20 protein-coding genes are annotated in these 19,138 nt (G+C 69.2%); 10 read left to right on the top strand and 10 right to left on the bottom strand.

The window, feature by feature from the left end:
* Positions 1-92 precede the first annotated feature (92 nt).
* The 5 genes from AC59HU_RS08960 to xseA all read right to left on the bottom strand — a co-directional run bounded on the left by AC59HU_RS08960 (position 93) and on the right by xseA (position 4,593).
* On the bottom strand, positions 93-1,505 hold the full coding sequence (locus AC59HU_RS08960) for a class II fumarate hydratase (protein ID WP_497223495.1): 1,413 nt from the start codon (positions 1,503-1,505) through the stop codon (positions 93-95).
* A gap of 141 nt (positions 1,506-1,646) precedes the next feature.
* Entirely contained in the window at positions 1,647-2,420 is a 774-nt protein-coding gene (locus AC59HU_RS08955; RefSeq protein ID WP_497223033.1) for a carbonic anhydrase, read from the bottom strand.
* Positions 2,417-3,079: a DUF4245 domain-containing protein gene (locus tag AC59HU_RS08950; RefSeq protein ID WP_497223032.1), complete on the bottom strand. Its 663-nt coding sequence runs from the start codon at positions 3,077-3,079 to the stop codon at positions 2,417-2,419. Before AC59HU_RS08950 ends, AC59HU_RS08955 begins: the two co-directional genes overlap by 4 nt.
* A gap of 8 nt (positions 3,080-3,087) precedes the next feature.
* Positions 3,088-3,315, bottom strand: a complete 228-nt coding sequence (locus tag AC59HU_RS08945; protein WP_066040432.1) for an exodeoxyribonuclease VII small subunit — start codon at positions 3,313-3,315, stop codon at positions 3,088-3,090.
* Between the two features lie 9 nt (positions 3,316-3,324).
* Positions 3,325-4,593: an exodeoxyribonuclease VII large subunit gene (gene xseA / locus AC59HU_RS08940; protein ID WP_497223031.1), complete on the bottom strand. Its 1,269-nt coding sequence runs from the start codon at positions 4,591-4,593 to the stop codon at positions 3,325-3,327.
* An 83-nt stretch (positions 4,594-4,676) separates the two neighbouring features.
* Here xseA and AC59HU_RS08935 point away from each other — a divergent pair, with 83 nt between their 5' ends.
* The gene (locus AC59HU_RS08935; RefSeq protein WP_497223494.1) at positions 4,677-5,711 is read left to right on the top strand and encodes a 4-hydroxy-3-methylbut-2-enyl diphosphate reductase; all 1,035 of its coding nucleotides are present in this window, start codon (positions 4,677-4,679) and stop codon (positions 5,709-5,711) included.
* Between the two features lie 108 nt (positions 5,712-5,819).
* On the opposite strand, the gene AC59HU_RS08930 is transcribed toward AC59HU_RS08935, so the two are convergent.
* Positions 5,820-6,464 (bottom strand): DUF6264 family protein, encoded by a 645-nt coding sequence (locus AC59HU_RS08930; RefSeq protein WP_497223030.1) that lies wholly within the window; start codon positions 6,462-6,464, stop codon positions 5,820-5,822.
* A gap of 52 nt (positions 6,465-6,516) precedes the next feature.
* Positions 6,517-7,542 carry a class II fructose-bisphosphate aldolase gene (gene fbaA / locus AC59HU_RS08925; RefSeq protein ID WP_497223029.1) on the bottom strand — a complete coding sequence of 342 codons (1,026 nt, stop codon included), beginning with the start codon at positions 7,540-7,542 and terminating at the stop codon, positions 6,517-6,519.
* Positions 7,543-7,694: 152 nt separating this feature from the next.
* Here fbaA and glpX point away from each other — a divergent pair, with 152 nt between their 5' ends.
* Positions 7,695-8,678, top strand: coding sequence for a class II fructose-bisphosphatase (gene glpX, locus AC59HU_RS08920; RefSeq protein ID WP_497223028.1), 984 nt, complete (start codon positions 7,695-7,697; stop codon positions 8,676-8,678).
* 23 nt (positions 8,679-8,701) lie between these two features.
* Here glpX and AC59HU_RS08915 read toward each other — a convergent pair whose 3' ends face one another.
* A complete protein-coding gene (locus AC59HU_RS08915; protein ID WP_497223027.1) occupies positions 8,702-10,411 on the bottom strand; it encodes a DNA recombination protein RmuC in 1,710 nt (569 codons plus the stop codon).
* A 125-nt stretch (positions 10,412-10,536) separates the two neighbouring features.
* Here AC59HU_RS08915 and AC59HU_RS08910 point away from each other — a divergent pair, with 125 nt between their 5' ends.
* Positions 10,537-12,036, top strand: a complete 1,500-nt coding sequence (locus AC59HU_RS08910; RefSeq protein WP_497223026.1) for a CoA-acylating methylmalonate-semialdehyde dehydrogenase — start codon at positions 10,537-10,539, stop codon at positions 12,034-12,036.
* A 32-nt stretch (positions 12,037-12,068) separates the two neighbouring features.
* On the top strand, positions 12,069-13,142 hold the full coding sequence (gene ychF / locus AC59HU_RS08905) for a redox-regulated ATPase YchF (protein ID WP_497223025.1): 1,074 nt from the start codon (positions 12,069-12,071) through the stop codon (positions 13,140-13,142).
* Between the two features lie 56 nt (positions 13,143-13,198).
* Here ychF and AC59HU_RS08900 read toward each other — a convergent pair whose 3' ends face one another.
* Positions 13,199-13,696 (bottom strand): DUF427 domain-containing protein, encoded by a 498-nt coding sequence (locus AC59HU_RS08900; protein WP_497223024.1) that lies wholly within the window; start codon positions 13,694-13,696, stop codon positions 13,199-13,201.
* Positions 13,697-13,731: 35 nt separating this feature from the next.
* Between AC59HU_RS08900 and AC59HU_RS08895 the strand changes: the two genes are divergently transcribed.
* The 4 genes from AC59HU_RS08895 (at position 13,732) to AC59HU_RS08880 (ending at position 16,162) form a co-directional block, all read left to right on the top strand.
* Positions 13,732-14,346, top strand: coding sequence for an LON peptidase substrate-binding domain-containing protein (locus tag AC59HU_RS08895; RefSeq protein ID WP_497223023.1), 615 nt, complete (start codon positions 13,732-13,734; stop codon positions 14,344-14,346).
* An 88-nt stretch (positions 14,347-14,434) separates the two neighbouring features.
* Complete coding sequence (locus AC59HU_RS08890; RefSeq protein WP_497223022.1) at positions 14,435-14,929, top strand: hypothetical protein; 495 nt, start codon at positions 14,435-14,437, stop codon at positions 14,927-14,929.
* A gap of 9 nt (positions 14,930-14,938) precedes the next feature.
* On the top strand, positions 14,939-15,217 hold the full coding sequence (locus AC59HU_RS08885; RefSeq protein ID WP_497223021.1) for a DUF4190 domain-containing protein: 279 nt from the start codon (positions 14,939-14,941) through the stop codon (positions 15,215-15,217).
* Positions 15,218-15,391: 174 nt separating this feature from the next.
* On the top strand, positions 15,392-16,162 hold the full coding sequence (locus AC59HU_RS08880; RefSeq protein WP_497223020.1) for a hypothetical protein: 771 nt from the start codon (positions 15,392-15,394) through the stop codon (positions 16,160-16,162).
* An 83-nt stretch (positions 16,163-16,245) separates the two neighbouring features.
* Here the strand turns inward: AC59HU_RS08880 and lgt are convergent, their stop codons facing one another.
* Complete coding sequence (gene lgt, locus AC59HU_RS08875; protein WP_497223493.1) at positions 16,246-17,283, bottom strand: prolipoprotein diacylglyceryl transferase; 1,038 nt, start codon at positions 17,281-17,283, stop codon at positions 16,246-16,248.
* A gap of 264 nt (positions 17,284-17,547) precedes the next feature.
* Between lgt and AC59HU_RS08870 the strand changes: the two genes are divergently transcribed.
* Both AC59HU_RS08870 and AC59HU_RS08865 read left to right on the top strand, forming a co-directional pair.
* Entirely contained in the window at positions 17,548-17,754 is a 207-nt protein-coding gene (locus tag AC59HU_RS08870; protein ID WP_066040411.1) for a cold-shock protein, read from the top strand.
* Between the two features lie 243 nt (positions 17,755-17,997).
* On the top strand, positions 17,998-19,107 hold the full coding sequence (locus AC59HU_RS08865; RefSeq protein ID WP_497223492.1) for a fatty acid desaturase family protein: 1,110 nt from the start codon (positions 17,998-18,000) through the stop codon (positions 19,105-19,107).
* Positions 19,108-19,138: the final 31 nt, after the last annotated feature.

The raw sequence follows: 19,138 nt of genomic DNA, 5'->3' as shown, positions 1-19,138 counted from the left end.
CACGCCGTGGGGGCGTGGAGACTCCGTCGTTGCCGTGGTACCGCCGAGCCGGCGCAGCGCTCGTGCTGCACAGGCCGGATGGGCGGAAGGGACTACCTGGCCGCCGGGGGGCGGGTCATCGAGAGCACGTCGAGCGCCGAGTCGAGCTGCTCGAGCGTGACCTCGCCGCGGTCTACGAAGCCGAGGTCGATGACGGCCTCGCGCACCGTGATGCCCTTGGCGACCGAGTGCTTCGCGATCTTCGCCGCGGCCTCGTAGCCGATGATGCGGTTCAGCGGGGTGACGATCGAGGGGGAGGACTCGGCCAGGGCGCGTGCCCGGTCGAGGTTCGCCTCGAGGCCCGCGACCGTCTTGTCGGCCAGCAGCACCGAGGAGTTCGACAGCAGCCGGATCGACTCCAGCAGCGCCGTGCCCATCACCGGGATGGCGACGTTCAGCTCGAACGCTCCCGAGGCGCCCGACCAGGCGATCGAGGCGTCGTTGCCGATGACCCGCGAGCACACCTGCAACACGGCCTCCGGGATGACCGGGTTCACCTTGCCGGGCATGATCGACGAGCCGGGCTGGAGGTCGGGGATGTGGAGCTCGCCGATGCCCGTGTTCGGGCCCGATCCCATCCAGCGCAGGTCGTTGCAGATCTTGGTCAGGCTGACCGCCAGCACGCGGAGCGCCCCGGAGGCCTCGACCAGCGAGTCGCGCGCGCCCTGGGCCTCGAAGTGGTCGCGGGCCTCGGTGATCGGCAGCCCGGTCTCGTCGGCGAGGATCGAGATGACCAGCTGCGGGAAGCCGGCCGGGGTGTTGATCCCCGTACCGACCGCCGTGCCGCCGAGCGGCACCTCGGCCACGCGGGGGAGCGCCGACTGCACGCGCTCGATGCCGAGACGGATCTGCATCGCATAGCCGCCGAACTCCTGGCCGAGGGTGACCGGCGTCGCATCCATCAGGTGCGTGCGACCGGACTTGACCGCCGTGGCCCAGAGCACGGCCTTCTCCTCGAGGGCCTCGGCGAGGTGCTCGAGCGAGGGGATGAGGTCGTGGATCAGCGCGTTCGTCACGGCCACGTGCACCGAGGTCGGGAAGACGTCGTTGGAGGACTGCGAGGCGTTGACGTGGTCGTTCGGATGCACGTGCGAGCCGAGCGAGGTCGACGCCAGGCTCGAGAGCACCTCGTTCATGTTCATGTTCGACGAGGTCCCGCTGCCGGTCTGGTAGACGTCGATCGGGAAGTCGTCGTCGTACTCGCCGGTGATCACCCGGTCGGCCGCGGCCGCGATCGCGTCGGCGATCGCCTGGTCGAGCACGCCGAGGCGGGCGTTCGCGATGGCGGCCGCCTTCTTGATGCGGGCGAGGGCCGCGATCTGCGCCGACTCGAGCACCGCACCCGAGACGGGGAAGTTCTCGACCGCACGCTGGGTCTGAGCGCCGTAGAGCGCCGACGCGGGCACCCGCACCTCGCCCATCGTGTCGTGCTCGATGCGGTACTCGGTGTCCTGGGAGTTCTCCACCACTGTGTGGTCGTCCTTTCGTTGAGCCGGCCGTGAGACGGTCGGCGTGGTTCTGTGGTCGGTGTGGCTCTGGGGGCGGTGCGCTACTGGGGCGTTTAGGTTCGGGGCGGTGCGGTTCTGGGTTCCGCGTATCCGGCCGGGTCAGCGCCCGTCGGCCGCCTGGGTCTCGGCGGGAGTCGCGATCTCGACCTCGATCTCGCCGACCTCGTCGAGCTCCGCGACGTCGCCGATCTCGCCGATCGCGACGTCGGCCACGGCCCGGCCCTCGGCGAGACGGTAGTTGGCTCCGACGACCGCCAACCGCCCGTCGGCCACGGCCTGGGTGATGATCTCGGACTCCATCAGCAGCTCGCCGACCGTGTCGCGGAGGTGAGCCCGGCCGACGTCGCCGGCATCCGGTGCCGACAGCAACGAGCCGTCCTCGGCACGCTCGGCCGGCACCTTGGCGATGGCGGGCACGATCTGGTCGACGAGGCTTTGAATGTGCCGGGGGAGCGGTGCCGCATCCGGCAGCTGCGAGTCGATCGCCGCCCGGACCGCGCCGCATTCGTCGTGCCCGAGCACCACGATCAGCGAGACGCCGAGCACCTCGACCGCGTACTCGAGGCTGCCGAGTACCGATTCGGAGATGACCTGCCCCGCGTTCCGCACCACGAAGAGGTCGCCGAGCCCGAGGTCGAAGATGATCTCGGCCGCCAGCCGGGAGTCGCTGCAGCCGAAGAGGGCGGCCCGTGGCTTCTGCAGGTGCGCGAGCTCGGTGCGAGTCTCCACGTCTTGACGCGGGTGCTTCGGTTCTCCGGAGACGAAACGCTGGTTGCCGCGCTGCATGGTGGCCCAGACCCGGGCCGGGGTCGTGGCCTCCGGCGGAACGGCGGAGCCGCCCGCGTCGGTCTGGTCGGCGGAGAGATCGGTCATGGTGCTGCAGCCTCCGGCTGGTCGAGGACGTTCTGGGCGATGGCGGCGGCGACCGTGTCGACGTCGTCAGGGCCCGAGCTCCCGAAGACGATGTAGGTGGTCGCGCCGGATTCGGCGGTCAAAGCGTAGCGGGCGTTCCCGACGGCGTCGGAAGCCCGGTCTCGGTTGTCATAGATCGTCCACTCCACCCCACCGATGGTGGTCACGCCCGAGGCGAGACCCCGCGCCACCTGGTCGGACAGCCAGGTCGGGTTCGCGTCGATCGCCTGGGTGACGCCGACGAACTGCTTCGAGGGCGAGATGAGCCCGATGTACCAGGAGACGACCTGGTCGGTCGTGGCGGTGCGCAGTTCGGCCGCGTTCGAGGTCCACCCCTCAGGCAGGTCGGGAACGGCCAGGGGCACCGGCATCGAGGTCTGCGCGGAGGCCGCGACCTGCCGGTAGTCGATGTCGGGCAGCAGCGACTCCTGGCTGCGCGGCACCAGGAAGATGATCGCGGCGACCAGCGCCACCGAGACCAGCAGGGCGTAGAGCAGATTGCGGAGGGTCTTGCGGTCGCGGTACAGCCGCGATTGCTCGGCCTTCCGCGCCGCGGTCTCCTCGGGGGTCTCGGGGCGACCGAGCTCTGCGACGACCCGGGGCTCTGCTGACTTCGCCATCCGGATGCCTACTCGCCCGCCGTGCTGCGAGCCGCGTCGAGCCGGGCCCGCGCGCCGATCAGCCACTCCTCGCAGCGGGAGGCGAGGGCTTCGCCGCGCTCCCAGAGCGCCAGCGACTGCTCGAGGGTGGGCGCGCCCTGTTCGAGCTCGCCGACGACGCGGATCAGCTCGTCCCGAGCCTCTTCGTAGCTGAGTGACTGGAGGTCGGAGGAGGGGGTGGAGGGCGTTGCGGCCATGGGTCAATCCTAGCGATCGCGGGGCGCGGCGGAGGCGCCTGTGGAGACGGTGCCGCCTGTGGAGAGGGCGCCGATGCTGCCCTCGGCCAGGGTCACGGTGAGGGAGGTGCCCTCGGGCGCCTCGGAGTCGGAGCGCACGATCCCGCGCCCGACCGCATCCTGCACGATCGCGTACCCGCGGTCGAGGGTGCGCTGCGGCGAGAGGGCGCGGAGGTGGCCCGAGAGTTCGCGGAGCGTGTTCGTCTCCCGTTCGAGCGCGCGGGTGACGAGCTCCTCGCCGCGGGCGACGAACCGGGTCAGCTCCTCAGAGCGGCTGTCGATGATCCACGACGGCGTCGACAGGGCCGGGCGGCTGCGGATCTGACCGAGACGGTCGACCTCGACCGAGACCAGCCCCGAGACACGGCTCCGGATGCGCGTGCGGGCCTGGTCGACCCGGTTCAGCTCCTCCGTGACGTCCGGCACCACGCGCTTGGCCGCATCCGTCGGCGTGGAGGCGCGCAGATCGGCGACGAGGTCGAGCAGCGGACTGTCGGCCTCGTGACCGATCGCACTGACGATCGGGGTGCGGGCGGCGGCGGCGGCGCGCACGACGGCCTCGTCGCTGAAGCCGAGCAGGTTCTGGAAGTCGCCGCCGCCCCGGGCGACGATGATCACGTCGACCTCGGGATCCTCATCCAGCCGCCGGATGGCCGCCACGACCTCACGAGCCGTGCGATCCCCCTGCACGGCGGCGTGCACCACCGTGAACCGCACCGAGGGCCAGCGCAGCTGGGCGTTGCGGAGCACATCCTTCTCGGCGTCGCTGTCCTTCCCGGTGATCAAGCCCACGCCGCCCGGCAGGAAGGGGAGCGGCTTCTTGCGCCCGGCGTCGAACAGGCCCTCGGCCGCGAGCTGGGCCCGGAGGCGTTCGAGTCGTTCGAGCAGGTCGCCGAGCCCGACGTGGCGCATCTCGAACACCTGCATGGTGAGGCTGCCGCCGCGCACCCAGTAGTCGGGCTTGATCAGCGCGATCACCCGATCGCCCTGCTTCAGGTCGGCCGGCAGCTTCGCCTTGACCGACGACCAGATCGTGAAGCTGATGGTCGCGTCGCCGGTGAGGTCTTTGAGCTTGCCGTAGACGTTGCCGCCCGACACGCCCCACTGCGTGATCTCGCCCTCGACCCACGCGGTGCCCAGACGGGCGATGTAGGCGCGCACCTTCTGGGCCAGCTCGCCGACGGGCCAGGGGTTCTCGACCGTGGGCGGGCCGGAGACGAAGGCCGGGGCATCGGTCACGGTTCACCCTCCTTCAGGCCTTCGCCCAGTTCAGTCGACATAGAATCGTAAGAGTGAGCACTGCGACGACCATCAGCCTGCCGATGCCGAGGATTCCCGGCGTCCGCAACAGGCTAAAGGATAACCCGGTGGCGGGGCACAAGCGTGTGCTGCTGGCCGCCCCCCGCGGCTACTGTGCAGGAGTCGACCGCGCGGTCGTCGCGGTGGAGAAGGCGCTGGAGAACTTCGGCGCCCCCGTCTACGTGCGCAAGCAGATCGTGCACAACGTTCACGTCGTCACCACGCTGGAGAAGCGCGGCGCCATCTTCGTCGACGAGGTCGACGAGGTGCCCGAGGGCTCGCACGTGGTCTTCTCAGCCCACGGCGTCTCGCCGGCCGTCGTCCAGGGTGCCGCCGACCGCGGCCTCCAGGCGATCGACGCGACCTGCCCGCTGGTCACCAAGGTGCACCGCGAGGCCGTCCGGTTCGCCCGGGACGACTTCGAGATCCTGCTGATCGGCCACGAAGGTCACGAAGAGGTCGAGGGCACGGCGGGTGAGGCGCCCGAGCACATCACGCTCGTGGGCAGCCCCGAGGCCGTCGCCGACATCGAGGTGAAGGATCCGGACAAGGTGGTCTGGCTCTCGCAGACGACGCTCTCGGTCGACGAGACCATGGAGACGGTGCGCCGCCTCCGTGAGCGCTTCCCCAACCTGCAGGACCCGCCGTCGGACGACATCTGCTATGCCACCCAGAACCGTCAGGTGGCGATCAAGAAGGTCGCGCAGGGCGCCGACCTGGTGATCGTGGTGGGCTCGGCCAACTCGTCGAACTCGGTCCGCCTCGTCGAGGTGGCCCTGGAGTACGGGGCGAAGGCGGCGTACCGCGTCGACTACGCGCACGAGGTCAAGCAGGAGTGGCTCGACGGCGTCGAGACCGTCGGAGTGACCTCGGGCGCCTCGGTGCCGGAGGTGCTCGTGCAGGAGCTGCTCGACGACCTCGCGGGCGCCGGCTACGGCGACATCGAGACCGTGCAGACCGCGGAGGAGGACCTCGTGTTCTCGCTGCCCAAAGAACTGCGTCGCGACACCCAGGGCAAGAAGGACACCCGGGCCCTCGGCGGCCGCCACCGCGCCTGACCCGCTCCCCGCTCCCACCCCCTGACGCCGAGAAGTCACCTCTACGTCCAAAACGGGCGTCTTGGACGTGAAAGTGACTTCTCGACGAGGGTGTGGCCAGGCCCCGGGCTAGCTCGAGAGGGTGGAGAAGCCCTGCACCAGCGCCGGATCGGCGAAGAACGCGATCGCGATGCAGGTGGTCGACACCGCGAAGCTCAGCACCGCGCCGATCAACGGCACGAAGAAGGTGAGCTTGTTGGCGCGCAGCCTCCTCACCGAGACGTACAGCGTGAGGGCGAAGATCAGCACCAGCAGCGCCGCCCCGACCGACCCGGCCGTCTGCGCGGTCGACGTGCCGGCGTAGGCGCCGTCGATCTTGTAGATGTCCATCACCTGCTGCATCACGGCGGGCAGCTGCAGCATGCTGACCACCGTATTGGTGGTCGCGATGACCCCCGCGGCAAGCAGCAGGAACGTGGCGATCATGTCACCGCGCTTGCGTTCCGGCATCGCCGCGGCGGCCGGGTTGTACGGCGGCGGGGTGGGCTGGCGCGAGGCCGGAGCCGACGCCGCGCGGCCCGGAGCCGCGGCCCCGAGGCCGGCCCTGGTCGCACCAGCACCAGCACCAGCACCAGCACCAGCGGCCGAGCCGGCGCCCGAGCCCGAACCGGTGCCCGCCTCGGGCTCCTCCGCAGAGGGGTCCTTCGGCGGCGTCCAGCTCCAGCCTTCGGGCGCCAGCTCGCCGTACTTCGGCTTCGGTCGTTCGTCGCTCACGACAGGCTCCGGATGCTCGCGGCCGCGGACGGGGTGGCGTTCAGGATGAGCGTCACTTCCCCGAGTGGCCGGTCGAGCCGAGCTGCTGGGTGGCCTCGATGACGCGGGCGGCCATCGCGGTCTCGGCGCTCTTGCCCCAGGCACGGGGGTCGTAGACCTTCTTGTTGCCGACCTCGCCGTCGACCTTCATCACGCCGTCGTAGTTCGAGAACATCCACCCGGCGATGTCGCGGGTGAAGGCGTACTGGGTGTCGGTGTCGATGTTCATCTTCACGACGCCGTTCGCGACGGCCTCGGAGATCTCGGCGTCGGTCGAACCCGACCCGCCGTGGAAGACCAGGTCGAGGGGCTTGGGGCCGTGGCCGAACTTCTCGGTCAGGCCCGCCTGGATCTCGCCCAGCAGCTCCGGACGCAGCTTGACGTTGCCCGGCTTGTACACGCCGTGCACGTTGCCGAAGGTCAGCGCGGCCATGTAGCGGCCGTTCTCGCCGAGACCGAGGGCCTCGACCGTCTTCGTGGCGTCATCCAGAGTCGTGTAGAGGTGCTCGTTGATCTCGTGGGCGACACCGTCCTCCTCGCCGCCGACGACGCCGATCTCGACCTCGAGGATCGAGTTGATCGCCTTCATGCGCTTGAGGATGTCGACGGCGATGTCGAGGTTCTCGTCCAGCGGCACGGCCGAGCCGTCCCACATGTGCGACTGGAAGATCGGCTCGCGACCGGCCTTGACCTCCTCCTCGGAGGCGGCGATCAGCGGCAGCACGAAGTCGTCGAGCGCGTTCTTCGGGCAGTGGTCCGTGTGGAGCGCCACCGTGATCGGGTAGCTCTTGGCGACCTCGTGCGCGAAGGCGGCGAAGGCGAGCGCGCCGGTGGCGCGGGCCTTGACGGTCTGGCCGGCGAAGTAGTCGGCACCACCGGTGGTGACCTGGATGATGCCGTCCGAACCGGCCTCGGTCAGGCCCTGCAGGACGGCGTTGAGCGTCTGCGACGACGACACGTTGACCGCGGGGTAGGCGAATCCGCCGGCCTTGGCCTTGTCGAGCATCTCTGCATACTGGTCCGGTGTTGCAATGGGCATGTCATCTCCTTTGGTGGGCGCTCCCGCGGTGCGCCGGCCTGTGCCGTTCAGAACCGAGTCTAGCCAGCGCGCATGAACCGCCGCTGACCGTTCGGGTGGCCCCCCGATAGGCTGGGAGACGGCCCCTAGACCGTCTCGGAAGGACGAACGTCATGAATGCGGAACGCGCCCACCTTTACGAGAACCCCGACCGCAACCTGGCGATGGAGCTCGTGCGGGCGACCGAGGCCGCCGCGATCCGGGCGCAGCCCTTCATCGGCAAGGGCGACAAGAACGCCGCCGACGGCGCCGCCGTGGATGCGATGCGCGCCTTCCTCGGCACGGTCGACTTCGACGGCGTGATCGTCATCGGCGAGGGCGAGAAGGACGAGGCGCCGATGCTCTACAACGGCGAGCACGTCGGCACCGGCCGTGGGCCCTCCTGCGACATCGCGGTCGACCCGATCGACGGCACCTCGCTGACCGCGGCGGGTCGTCAGAACGCGATCTCGATGCTGGCCGCCTCCGACCGCGGCACCATGCTCGACGCGTCGAGCGTGTTCTACATGAACAAGATCGTGACGGATGCGGATGGCATCGGCGTGATCGACATCGACCGGCCGATCGGCGACAACATCCGCGCGCTGGCCGCCGCCAAGGGCAAGGACGTCGGCGACATCCGCGTGGCCGTGCTCGACCGGCCGCGTCACCGCCAGCTGATCGAGGACATCCGGGCCGCCGGCGCCGGCACCCGGCTGATGCTCGACGGCGACGTCGCCGGTGGCATCAACGCCGCGCGGTACGGCACCCGCATCGACATGTGCGTCGGGATCGGCGGCAGCCCTGAGGGAGTGGCCACCGCGTGCGCTATCAAGGCGCTCGGCGGCTTCATCCAGACCCGGCTCGCGCCCAAGGACGACGAGGAGCGCCAGAAGGGCATCGACGCCGGGCTCGACCTCGACAAGATCTACGGCGCCGACGACCTGGTGCGCGGCGACAACACCTTCTTCGTCGCGACCGGCGTGACCGACGGCGGGCTCGTGGCCGGCGTGAAGCGCCTGGGGCCGATCATCCGCACCGAGTCGATCGTGCTGCGGTCGCATTCGGGCACGATCCGCCGCATCGAGGCCGATCACCTCATGGAGAAGTGGCTCTAGCCTCGCGTGCCTGAGCGCGCGCCCTAGCGGGTGCCCGAGGCGGAGTCGTCGCCCTCGAGGTCGATGTCGAGCTCGATCACGCGGGCCTTCTCGTGGTCGAGGAACGCCGCGTCGCGGAGTTCGGTGGAGTGGCCCAGGGCGTCGAGCTCGGCGATCGTGCGCTCCACCTCGGCGGCTCGCTCGTCGTCCGGAACGTCGTCGACCTCGACTGCATCACCCATCGCATCAGCCGATGAGGCTCCTTCGTCGGCCAAGTCGTCGCCCGAGCCGTCCTCCAGCTCGGCCAGCAGCTCGCGGCTCGTGATCTCGCGCGGGGTCTCGTCGATCGCGGCGAGTTCGGGGAACAGTGACTCGCTCGAGAGCGCGCCGAGCTTGCGGGCGGTGGGGAACACCTGGCGCTCGAACGAGCCGATGAAGGAGTTGTAGTCCTTCACCGTGCGATCGATCGTGCGGCCGAGCTTCTCGATGTGCGAGGCGGTCTTGCCCAGGCGGGTGTACAGCTGCTGGCTCAGGTCGAAGAGCTGGCGGGCCTCCTGGGTCAACACGTCCTGCTGCCAGCTGAACGCGACCGTCTTGAGCACCGACCACAGGGTCACCGGCGATGCCAGGGCCACGCGCTTTCCGAAGGCGAACTCCATGATCGACGGGTCGGCCTCGAGCGCGCTCGAGACCAGCGACTCGCTCGGGATGAACGCGATCACGAGCTCGGGGGAGGCCTCGAGCCCGTTCCAGTACCCCTTCGTGCCGAGCGCGGTGATGTGGGCGCGGAGGGCCGAGACGTGCTTCTTCATCAGCTGGGTGCGCCGGTCGCCGTCGAGGCCGGTGGCCGAGGCGGGGATCGAGGAGGCTTCGAGGTAGGCGTCGAACGGCACCTTCGCGTCGACGGCGATGTTCTTGCCGCCCGGGAGGTGCACCACCATGTCGGGTCGGCCCGCGCCGGAGTCGGTCACGATGCTCGTCTGCACGTCGAAGTCGACCCGCTCGATCAGGCCGGCCGCCTCGACCACGCTGCGGAGCTGGGTCTCGCCCCAGACGCCGCGGGTGCTGTTGGACCGCAGGGCCGAGGCGAGCGACTCGGCCGTGCTCCGCAGGCGCTCCTCGGACTCGGTCGCCGACTTCAGCTGCTGGCTCAGCTCGCCGTACTGCTGCTGGCGCTGGGTCTCGAGCTCGACGACCTTGGCCTGCACCGCCTTGAGGCTCTCCTGCACCGGGCTGAGCGCGACCAGCACCTTGCTGTCCTCCTCCACGCGAGCCGCCTCGGCCTCCTGGATCTCCGCGAGCCGACGCTGGAAGTCGGTCAGCCGCTCCTCGAGGGCCGCGATCTGCGCCTTGTACTGCGCATCCTGCTGCACCAGCCGCTCACGGGCCTGCTCCTGCGCGAAGCCGAGCTGCTCGCGATGCGCCGCCGCCTGCGCCTCGGCCTGCTCGCGGGCCAGGGCGAGCTGGTCGCGGTGACCCTCCACGGTCGCCACCGACTGCTCACGCAGGGCGGTCGCCGTCGCATCCAGGGCCGCGATCCGGCTCTGCAGGGCCGCGCGCTCCTCGATCAGCTCCTCGACCCGGTGCCGCACCTCGCCGAGGTCGGCGCTGCGCTCTTCCAGCGCGGTCTGGAGGGCCGGGTCGGCAGGAGCCGCCGCATCCGCCCGCCGACTGCGGGCGAGCAGCCAACCGCCCGCCACGCCGAGCGCGAGACCGATCAGCAGGCCGATGAGGAGGGGGAGGAGTGCATCCATGCAGACAGTGTGGCATCGGCCTCCGACACCGGCGGGAGCGGGGGCGGCGCGCCCGCCTCGGCGGACGTCGGTGGGAGCATCTAGGCTGAGCGGAAGAACAGTCCTAAACAACGAGGTCAGGAACCATGTCAGAGGCACTTCCGGTAGTGAACCACTGGGTCGACGGGGCAGAGCTCGTCTCGACGAGCGGGCGCACGTCGCCCGTCTTCGACCCTGCCCTCGGGCGTCAGAGCAAGAACGTCGCGCTGGCGAACCAGGCCGAGATCGACGCCGCCGTCGCCGCCGCCAAGGCCGCGTTCCCGACCTGGCGCGACACGAGCATCACCAAGCGCCAGCAGGTGCTGTTCTCGTTCCGCGAGCTGCTGAACGCCAAGAAGGGCGAGCTGGCCGAGATCCTCACCTCCGAACACGGCAAGGTGCTCTCCGACGCGGCGGGCGAGATCACCCGCGGCCTCGAGGTCGTCGAGCTGGCCACCGGGTTCCCGCACCTGCTCAAGGGCGAGTACTCCGAGAACGTCTCGACCGGGGTCGACGTCTACTCGACCAAGCAGCCGCTCGGCGTGGTGGGCATCATCAGCCCGTTCAACTTCCCGGCCATGGTGCCGATGTGGTTCTTCCCGATCGCGATCGCGGCGGGCAACACGGTCGTGCTGAAACCGAGCGAGAAGGATCCCTCGGCCGCGAACTGGCTGGCCGCGCTCTTCAAGGAGGCCGGGCTGCCCGACGGCGTGTTCAACGTGCTGCACGGCGACAAGGAGGCCGTCGACGGTCTGCTGAACCACAGCGACGTCAAGAGCATCTCCTTCGTCGGTTCGACCCCGATCGCCCACTACATCTACGAGACCGCCGCGAAGAACGGCAAGCGGGTGCAGGCCCTCGGCGGTGCGAAGAACCACATGCTGGTGCTGCCGGATGCCGACCTCGACCTCGCCGCCGACGCCGCCATCAACGCGGGCTTCGGCTCGGCGGGCGAGCGCTGCATGGCGATCTCGGTGCTGGTCGCGGTCGACACGATCGCCGACGAGCTGGTGGCGAAGATCCAGCAGCGGATGGCGACGCTGAAGATCGGCGACGGCCGTCGCTCCTGCGACATGGGCCCGCTGGTCACCGAGCAGCACCGCGACAAGGTCGCCTCCTATATCGACGTCGCGAGGGAGGACGGCGCGACCGTGGTCGTCGACGGCCGCGGCATCGAGGTCGACGGCGAGGCCGACGGTTTCTGGCTCGGCCCGACGCTGATCGACCAGGTGCCGATCACGAGCAAGGTCTACCTCGACGAGATCTTCGGCCCGGTGCTGTCGGTCGTGCGCGTGCACTCCTACGAGGAGGGCGTCGACCTGATCAACAACGGCGCCTACGGCAACGGCACGGCGATCTTCACCAACGACGGAGGGGCGGCGCGCCGGTTCCAGAACGAGGTCGAGGTCGGCATGATCGGCATCAACGTGCCGATCCCGGTGCCGGTGGCGTACCACTCCTTCGGCGGCGTCAAAGACTCGATCTTCGGCGACTCGAAGGCGTATGGGCTCGCGGGCTTCCGCTTCTTCACGCAGGAGAAGGCGATCACCTCGCGCTGGCTCGATCCCTCGCACGGCGGCATCAACCTCGGGTTCCCGCAGAACTAGGGGGCAGATCAGCCCGGGTAGGATGGTCGATCGTGGCTCTCACTATCGCGATCGTCGGACTCCCCAATGTGGGCAAGTCCACCCTGTTCAACGCCCTCACCAAGAACCAGGTCCTGGCGGCGAACTACCCGTTCGCCACCATCGAGCCGAACGTGGGCGTGGTGAACCTGCCGGATGCGCGGCTGAACGCCCTGGCCGAGATCTTCGGCAGTGAGAAGATCCTGCCTGCGCCGGTGTCGTTCGTCGACATCGCCGGGATCGTGCGCGGTGCGAGCGAGGGCGAGGGCCTGGGCAACAAGTTCCTCGCGAACATCCGTGAGGCCGATGCGATCGCCCAGGTGATCCGTGGCTTCACCGATTCGGATGTCGTGCACGTCGACGGCAAGGTCGACGCCGCGAGCGACATGGAGACGATCAACACCGAGCTGATCCTCGCCGACCTGCAGACCCTGGAGAAGGCCGAGGCGCGGTACGAGAAAGAGGTGCGCGGCAAGAAGCTCGAGCCGATCGTGCTCTCGACCGCCCAGGAGGCGCGGGCCTACCTCGACACCGGGAAGCCGCTGTCGACCTCGTCGATCGACCTCGAGCCGATCCGTGAGCTGGGGCTCCTCACCGCCAAGCCCTTCATCTACGTCTTCAACGTCGACGAGGAGATCCTTAACGACGCTGGCCGCAAGGATGCGCTGGCCGCGTTGGTCGCGCCCGCGAAGGCGATCTTCCTCGACGCCAAGCTCGAGTCCGAGCTGATCGACCTCGACCCGGAGGATGCGGCGGAGCTGCTGGCGTCGACCGGCCAGGAGGAGAGCGGGCTCGACCAGCTCGCCCGGATCGGTTTCGACACGCTGGGCCTGCAGACCTACCTCACGGCGGGCCCGAAGGAGTCGCGTGCCTGGACGATCGGCAAGGGCTGGACCGCGCCGCAGGCGGCCGGGGTCATCCACACCGACTTCCAGAAGGGCTTCATCAAGGCCGAGATCATCTCGTTCGACGACCTGGTCGAGACCGGTTCGATCGCCGAGGCCCGTGCGAAGGGCAAGGCGCGCATCGAGGGCAAGGACTACGTGATGCAGGACGGCGACGTCGTCGAGTTCCGCTTCCAAAACTAGGGAGCGGCTGCGCTGATCGGGCGGTCAGCGCCCGGAGCGCGGCGACGGGACGGCGGTCACCAGCCCAGGGAGCCGGGCGTGCCCTTGAAGGGGCCGACGACGGCACGGGTGATCCAGCCGCCGTAGAAACCTCCGGGCTGCGGCGTGACGACCTCGCCGTCGACGGTGCACTCGTCCATCTGCTGGGCGTAGACGGCGACGCGGTCTCGCAACAGCTCGAACCCGGGCGAGGGATGCGGGTAGTTCCATGCGGCCGCCGAGCGCACCTCGTCGCCGCCCCGCACATCCAGATACCGTGCCGAACCCTTGAACTCGCAGAACGACGACCCGTCGGCGTCGGCCAGCGCCCCGGCCGCGAAGTCGGCGATCGGCAGGTAGTAGACCGGCGGATGACTGGTCTCGAGCACCCGGACCGCGTTGCGGGTCTCCACGATGAGCTGCCCGCCCAGACGGATCGTGACCGGCGCGGCGACCCGCTCGACGCGGGGCGGCCTCGGGTAGTCCCAGACGGACTCCTGTCCTGGTCCTGGGATCTCCGGTCGGGGTCGGCGCACCTGTCCAGCCTATGTCAGCGGTGCTTGACTGGAGTATGGCCGCTACACCGATGTTCCCGCTCGGATCCGTGCTGTTCCCCGGCGCGCTCGTGCCGCTCCGGGTGTTCGAGCCGCGGTACCTCACCCTGGTCGGCCGGTTGCTTGACGAGGTCGAACCGGGCTTCGAGTTCGGCGTCGTGCTCATCGAGCGCGGACGCGACGCCGGGGGAAGCGACCAGCGCGCCTCGGTCGGGACGATGGCGCGCCTGGTCAGCGCCGCCGCGGGCGCCGACGACCTGATCATCGTCGGCCTGGGAACCGAGCGGTTCACGGTCGAGGCTTGGCTCGACGACGACCCTTATCCCCGGGCCGAGCTCGCGATGCTGCCGGAGCTGGAGTGGTCCGAGGCGCTCACACCGCTGCTGACCGAGGCCGAAGCGATCGTCCGCCGCGTGATCGCCCGCGTCGCGGAGCCCGAGCCGGGACAAGAGCCGGATTCCGACCTCGAGCTGTCGGACGATCCCGTCGAGGCCGCGTGGCAACTGGCGTCGGTCGCCCCGCTGGGCGAGTACGACCGCTACACCCTTCTGAGGTCGACCACCGTCGGGGGTCTCCTCCGTCAGATCATCGACCTCGTCCTCGAGGCCGAAGAACTCTGGTCGGCCGAATGACGAAGTGGACGGACCGCGGAAGGGGCGCCCACGCGTGAGGGGGGTCGGGCGGGGGATGCGGGAGCTGGCGGAGCTGCACCCTGGGGCGGTGGTGGTCGCGGTGACGCGCACGCCGGAACTGCGGGCGGCGGTGGCGCCGTCGATGGCCGAGTGGCGACGGGTGCCCGCGCATTTGGTTCTCGTCGCCGAGCGGGGGAGCGGGATCGCATTCTGGCGGGGCGGACGGACACCCAGGCGGATCTTCGTCGTGCCGTGGGAGCGGATCACCGGCATCGAGGTGGGCGAGCGGCGTGTGGCCTACGGGGTCCAGGTGCCGGTCGTGGAGGTGCACCTCACCGCCGCGCCCGGCGTGGTCGACACGGTCGTCGGACCCGAAATCGCTACCGACGCCGGTGCTGCCGAAGCGGCGGATGCGCAGGGCGCACCAGGGGCGGTGGTGCCGTTCGCGCCCGCCGCCCGCGGGCTCTCCTCGCCGACGCACGAGCAGGTCGCGGGACTGGCCGCCGCGTTGCGCGACCTCCGTCCGCTGCCCGGCAGCGAGCATCCGACGCGGGATGCGGACGGGGATGACGGCGCGCGATAACGTGAGCAGATGACGAGCCCGAACGCGTTTCCGCCCAGTGTCCGCACCAACACCCTGGCCCTGGTCGGATTCATCGCGGCGTTCGTGGTGCCGGTGGTCGGCGTCATCCTCGGAGCGCTGGCGACGCGCCAGCTGTCGACGGCCGGCAACCAGGAGGGCGGTCGCGGGCTCGCCCGGTGGGCCCTGATCGTCGGAGTCGTGGGCACGGTGGCCCAGGTCGCGTTCTTCATCATCTGGTTGTCGCTGTTCGTCGGCCTCGTCAGCGGGCACGCGAGTTCCGGGTCGTAGTCGACCGCCTGCCATCCCTTGACCCTCCGCACTCAGCTCCGCGAACCGGCGCGAACCCCGGGAACCTCCGTGAACCGGCGCGAACCTCTACGAGCCGGCGCGACGCGCGGCGGGCGATAGGGTCGGAGCGAGCGCGTGCGCGTCCGTCGGGACGCGCGGATCGGGGGAGTCCGGATGAACATGATCACCGTCGTCAAGGACGGCCGGCTGAATCCCGACGTGCGACTGTGGACGGGCATCGCCGCCATCGCGGTCGCGGTGCTGACCGCATCCGAATTCCTGGTGCAGGTGCTGCTGGTCGGCGCGCGCCCCGCCCTCGACGACCAGGCGGCGCTCGAAGCGTTCATGGCCCGCACGGCGAATCAGACGCTCTTCACCATCCTGATCGACACCTTCCTGATGTCGGCGCTGATCGTCTTCCTCAGTGGATTCCGTCAGCTGATCACGCACACGCGGCCCGACCTGCAATGGGTCGCCAACATCGCCTTCGGGTCAGGTCTGGTCTTCATCGCGGTCACGCTCGTCGGCGACGGGATGGAGGGGGGCACAGCGCTGGACACCATGAACCTGACTCCGGATGCCTCCTCGCTGCGGGCGCTGACCGCGGGGCACACTCTCATGTTCGGGTCCATCGGCTGCACCCTCACCGCCCTCGTCGCCGCGGCCTCGGGCTACGTCACGCTCGCCTCGGGCGCGCTGCCTAAGTGGACGGGCTGGGTCGCCTATCTGACCGCCGGGCTCAACATGCTCGCGATCCCGACGATGTTCGGCGGCACCAGTCCCGACTCGTTCTTCGCCGCCGGGGGAGCCGCCAACGCGATGCTCGCGACCTTCCCGTGGTTGGTGTGGGTCGTCTGCGTCGGCTTCGTCGCGATCCGCGACCGCCGCCGGCTGGAGGACCTCCCGCAGCACGTGCGCACGGCCGCCACCCGCCTCGCCGGCTGACCCGGCCAGCTGACCTCGCCGGCTGACCTGATCAGCTGCCCTCGCCGGCTGACCGGCCCCGAACGATCGGGCCCAGCCGCCGCCTACTTGCGCGGGGCGGCGAGCTCCTCGTCGGTCCACCGGTCGGAAGCCGAGCCCGAGCCCGCAGCGGAATCCGCGCCGTCGACACCCTCGACCCCGTCGACCTCGTCGGTCTCCGGATCGGTCGTCGTCGCGCCGCCCTTGTTCTTGGTGCGGGGCTCGATGACCCGGGGGCCGCGGCCGGGCCGGTAGACCGAGGTCTCCAGGCCCGGGTGGCGGCGGCTCTGCACCACGAACAGCACGATGCCGAGCGCGATCGCGAGGAACGACGCCCAGATGTTGGCCGGGATGCCGAGGAAGCCGTCGCTGGTCGGGTCGATGCGGATCGCCTCGAGCCAGGAGCGGCCGAGGCCGTACCAGACGAGGTAGAGGGCGAACAGCTTGCCCCAGCGCAGCCGGAACCGCCGTTCGAGCAGCAGGAGGAGGGCGACGCCGACCAGGTTCCAGATGATCTCGTAGAGGAACAGCGGGTGGAACAGCGTGCCCTCGGCCAGCCCGGCCGGGAACTTCGGGTTCGACGACTCGATCTCCAGGCCCCAGGGCAGCGTCGTCGGCAGCCCGAACAGCTCGTGGTTGAAGTAGTTGCCCACGCGGCCGATGGCCTGCGCGACCAGCATCGCCGGCGCGAGCGCGTCGGCGAACGACCAGAGGCGGATGCCCGCGATGCGGCAGCCGATCCACGCGCCGACCGCGCCGCCGATCAGCGAGCCGTACAGGGCGTTCCCGCCGTCCCAGATCGCAAAGATGTTGAAGAAGTTCGAGCCAGGGTAGAAGTAGTCGCCCACGTGGGTGAACACGTGGTAGAACCGGGCGCCCACGATTCCGAGGGGCACCGCGAAGAGCACGATGTCGATCACGATGCCCGGTTCGCCGCCGCGCCGGGTCAGTCGCTGGTTGACCATGATCATCGCGATGACGATGCCGACCAGGATGATCAGGGCGTAGATGTGGATCTGGAACGGACCGATCCCGAAGAACGGACCGATCGTGAAGAACTGGAAGACCGGGTCGGGGCTCGGAATGCTGAGCGGACTGATGATCGACGACCTTTCAGGCGGGCGGGCAGGATCGCCCGGAGGAGGGCAGCATGATGAATTCTAAAGCTTCGCCGCAGTTCTTGTAGCCGAACCGGCCCGGCACGGCTAAGCTGGTCGTAGTTGTTGTGTTACCCATGAATCTTGAATAGGGTCTTCTGCTCTCGTCCAGGCGAGAACAGAGGCTTGTTTTTTCTGATGAGCGGAACAAAGAACACCGCGACGGTAGGTCCCGACAAGCGGGGCCGCTTACCTCGAAAAGAGAAAACAATGCCTCAAGGCACCGTGAAATGGTTCAACTCCGAAAAGGGCTTCGGCTTCATCTCCCCCGATGACGGTGGAGAAGACGTGTTCGCCCACCACTCCGGCATCACCGGTTCGGGCTACAAGAACCTCGAAGAGAACCAGCGCGTCGAGTTCGACGTCACCCAGGGCCGCAAGGGCCTGCAGGCGGAGAACATCACGCCCATCAGCTGATAACGCTGTTTCGAAGAACCCGCGACACCGCTTCGGTGCCGCGGGTTCTTTTTTGTGCGCCGCACCGTTCATCCCATACGAATTCATCGACTCGCGGCGTGTTGCGAGGCGCTCCGGGGGCAACGCGCAGGTTGAGCCCATAGGTTCAAGACATCTGAACGGGCGATCGCCCGGCACAACGGGCACTCGCCCGGCACCGCGGCTGGGAAGTCGAATACGACACCAGTGAGCAGGCCCGTGAGCATCACCCACTCCACCTCCCCTGAGAACACCTCCGTCAGGGCGACCTCGCCCCGCAAGACCGGCGCCGCCCACCCCACGGCTGCCTACTCCGAGCTGCTCAGCACCGCGAAAGACCTCGGTCTCATGCGCAAGCGCCGCGGCTTCTACATCGGCATGTTCTCGGTGCTGGTCCTCGCCCTCGGCGGGGCGGCCACCGGCTTCGTGCTCCTCGGCGACACCTGGTACCAGCTGCTGATCGCCGGTGCCCTCGGCATCATCTTCACCCAGTTCGCCTTCCTCGCCCACGAGGCCTCGCACCGCCAGGTCTTCGAGTCGGGCAAGGCCAACGACCGCGCGGGGCGCACCCTCGCGACCGCCTTCGTCGGCATGAGCTACAGCTGGTGGATGACGAAGCACACCCGCCACCACGGCAACCCGAACACCGTCGGCAAAGACCCCGACCTCGCCCCCGACACCGTCGTCTTCCTCGAAGAGGATGCGGCCAAGACGCGCGGGCCGGTCGCCTGGCTCGTCCGTCGCCAGGGCTGGGCGCTCTACCCGCTGCTGCTGCTCGAGGGCATCAACCTGCACTTCCTCTCGTTCAAGACGCTCTTCGGCCGCGGCAAGGTCGAGGGCCGTCAGCTGGAGCTGTGGTTCATCGGTGTGCGACTGGTCGCCTACCTCGCCGTGATCTTCTACTTCCTGCCGCTCGGGATGGCGTTCGCCTTCGTCGGCGTGCAGCTAGCCGTCTTCGGTCTGTACATGGGGGCGTCGTTCGCTCCGAACCACGTGGGCATGACGGTCTTCCCGGCCGGCTCGCGACTGGACTTCCTCTCGAAGCAGGTGCTCTCCTCGCGCAACATCAAGGGCGGCTGGGGCATGACGATCTTCATGGGCGGCCTCGACCTGCAGGTCGAGCACCACCTCTTCCCGAGCATGCCCCGCCCCAACCTGGTGAAGGTGCGCCCGGTGGTCGAGGAGTACTGCGCCACGCACAAGATCCCCTACACGCAGACCTCGCTGCTCCAGGCGCACAAGCAGGTCATCGCGTACATGAACAAGGTCGGCCTCGCGGCTCCTGATCCCTTCGACTGCCCGATGGTCAACCAGTTCCGCGTGAAGCGGGCCTGACCACTCGACGTCCGAGCGCGGTGTTCGCGTT

It is taken from the genome of Herbiconiux sp. 320_LB (genome assembly GCF_059691755.1).
The sequence above is the reverse complement of the archived record's forward strand: the minus strand, read 5'-3'. Positions and strand labels throughout refer to the sequence as shown.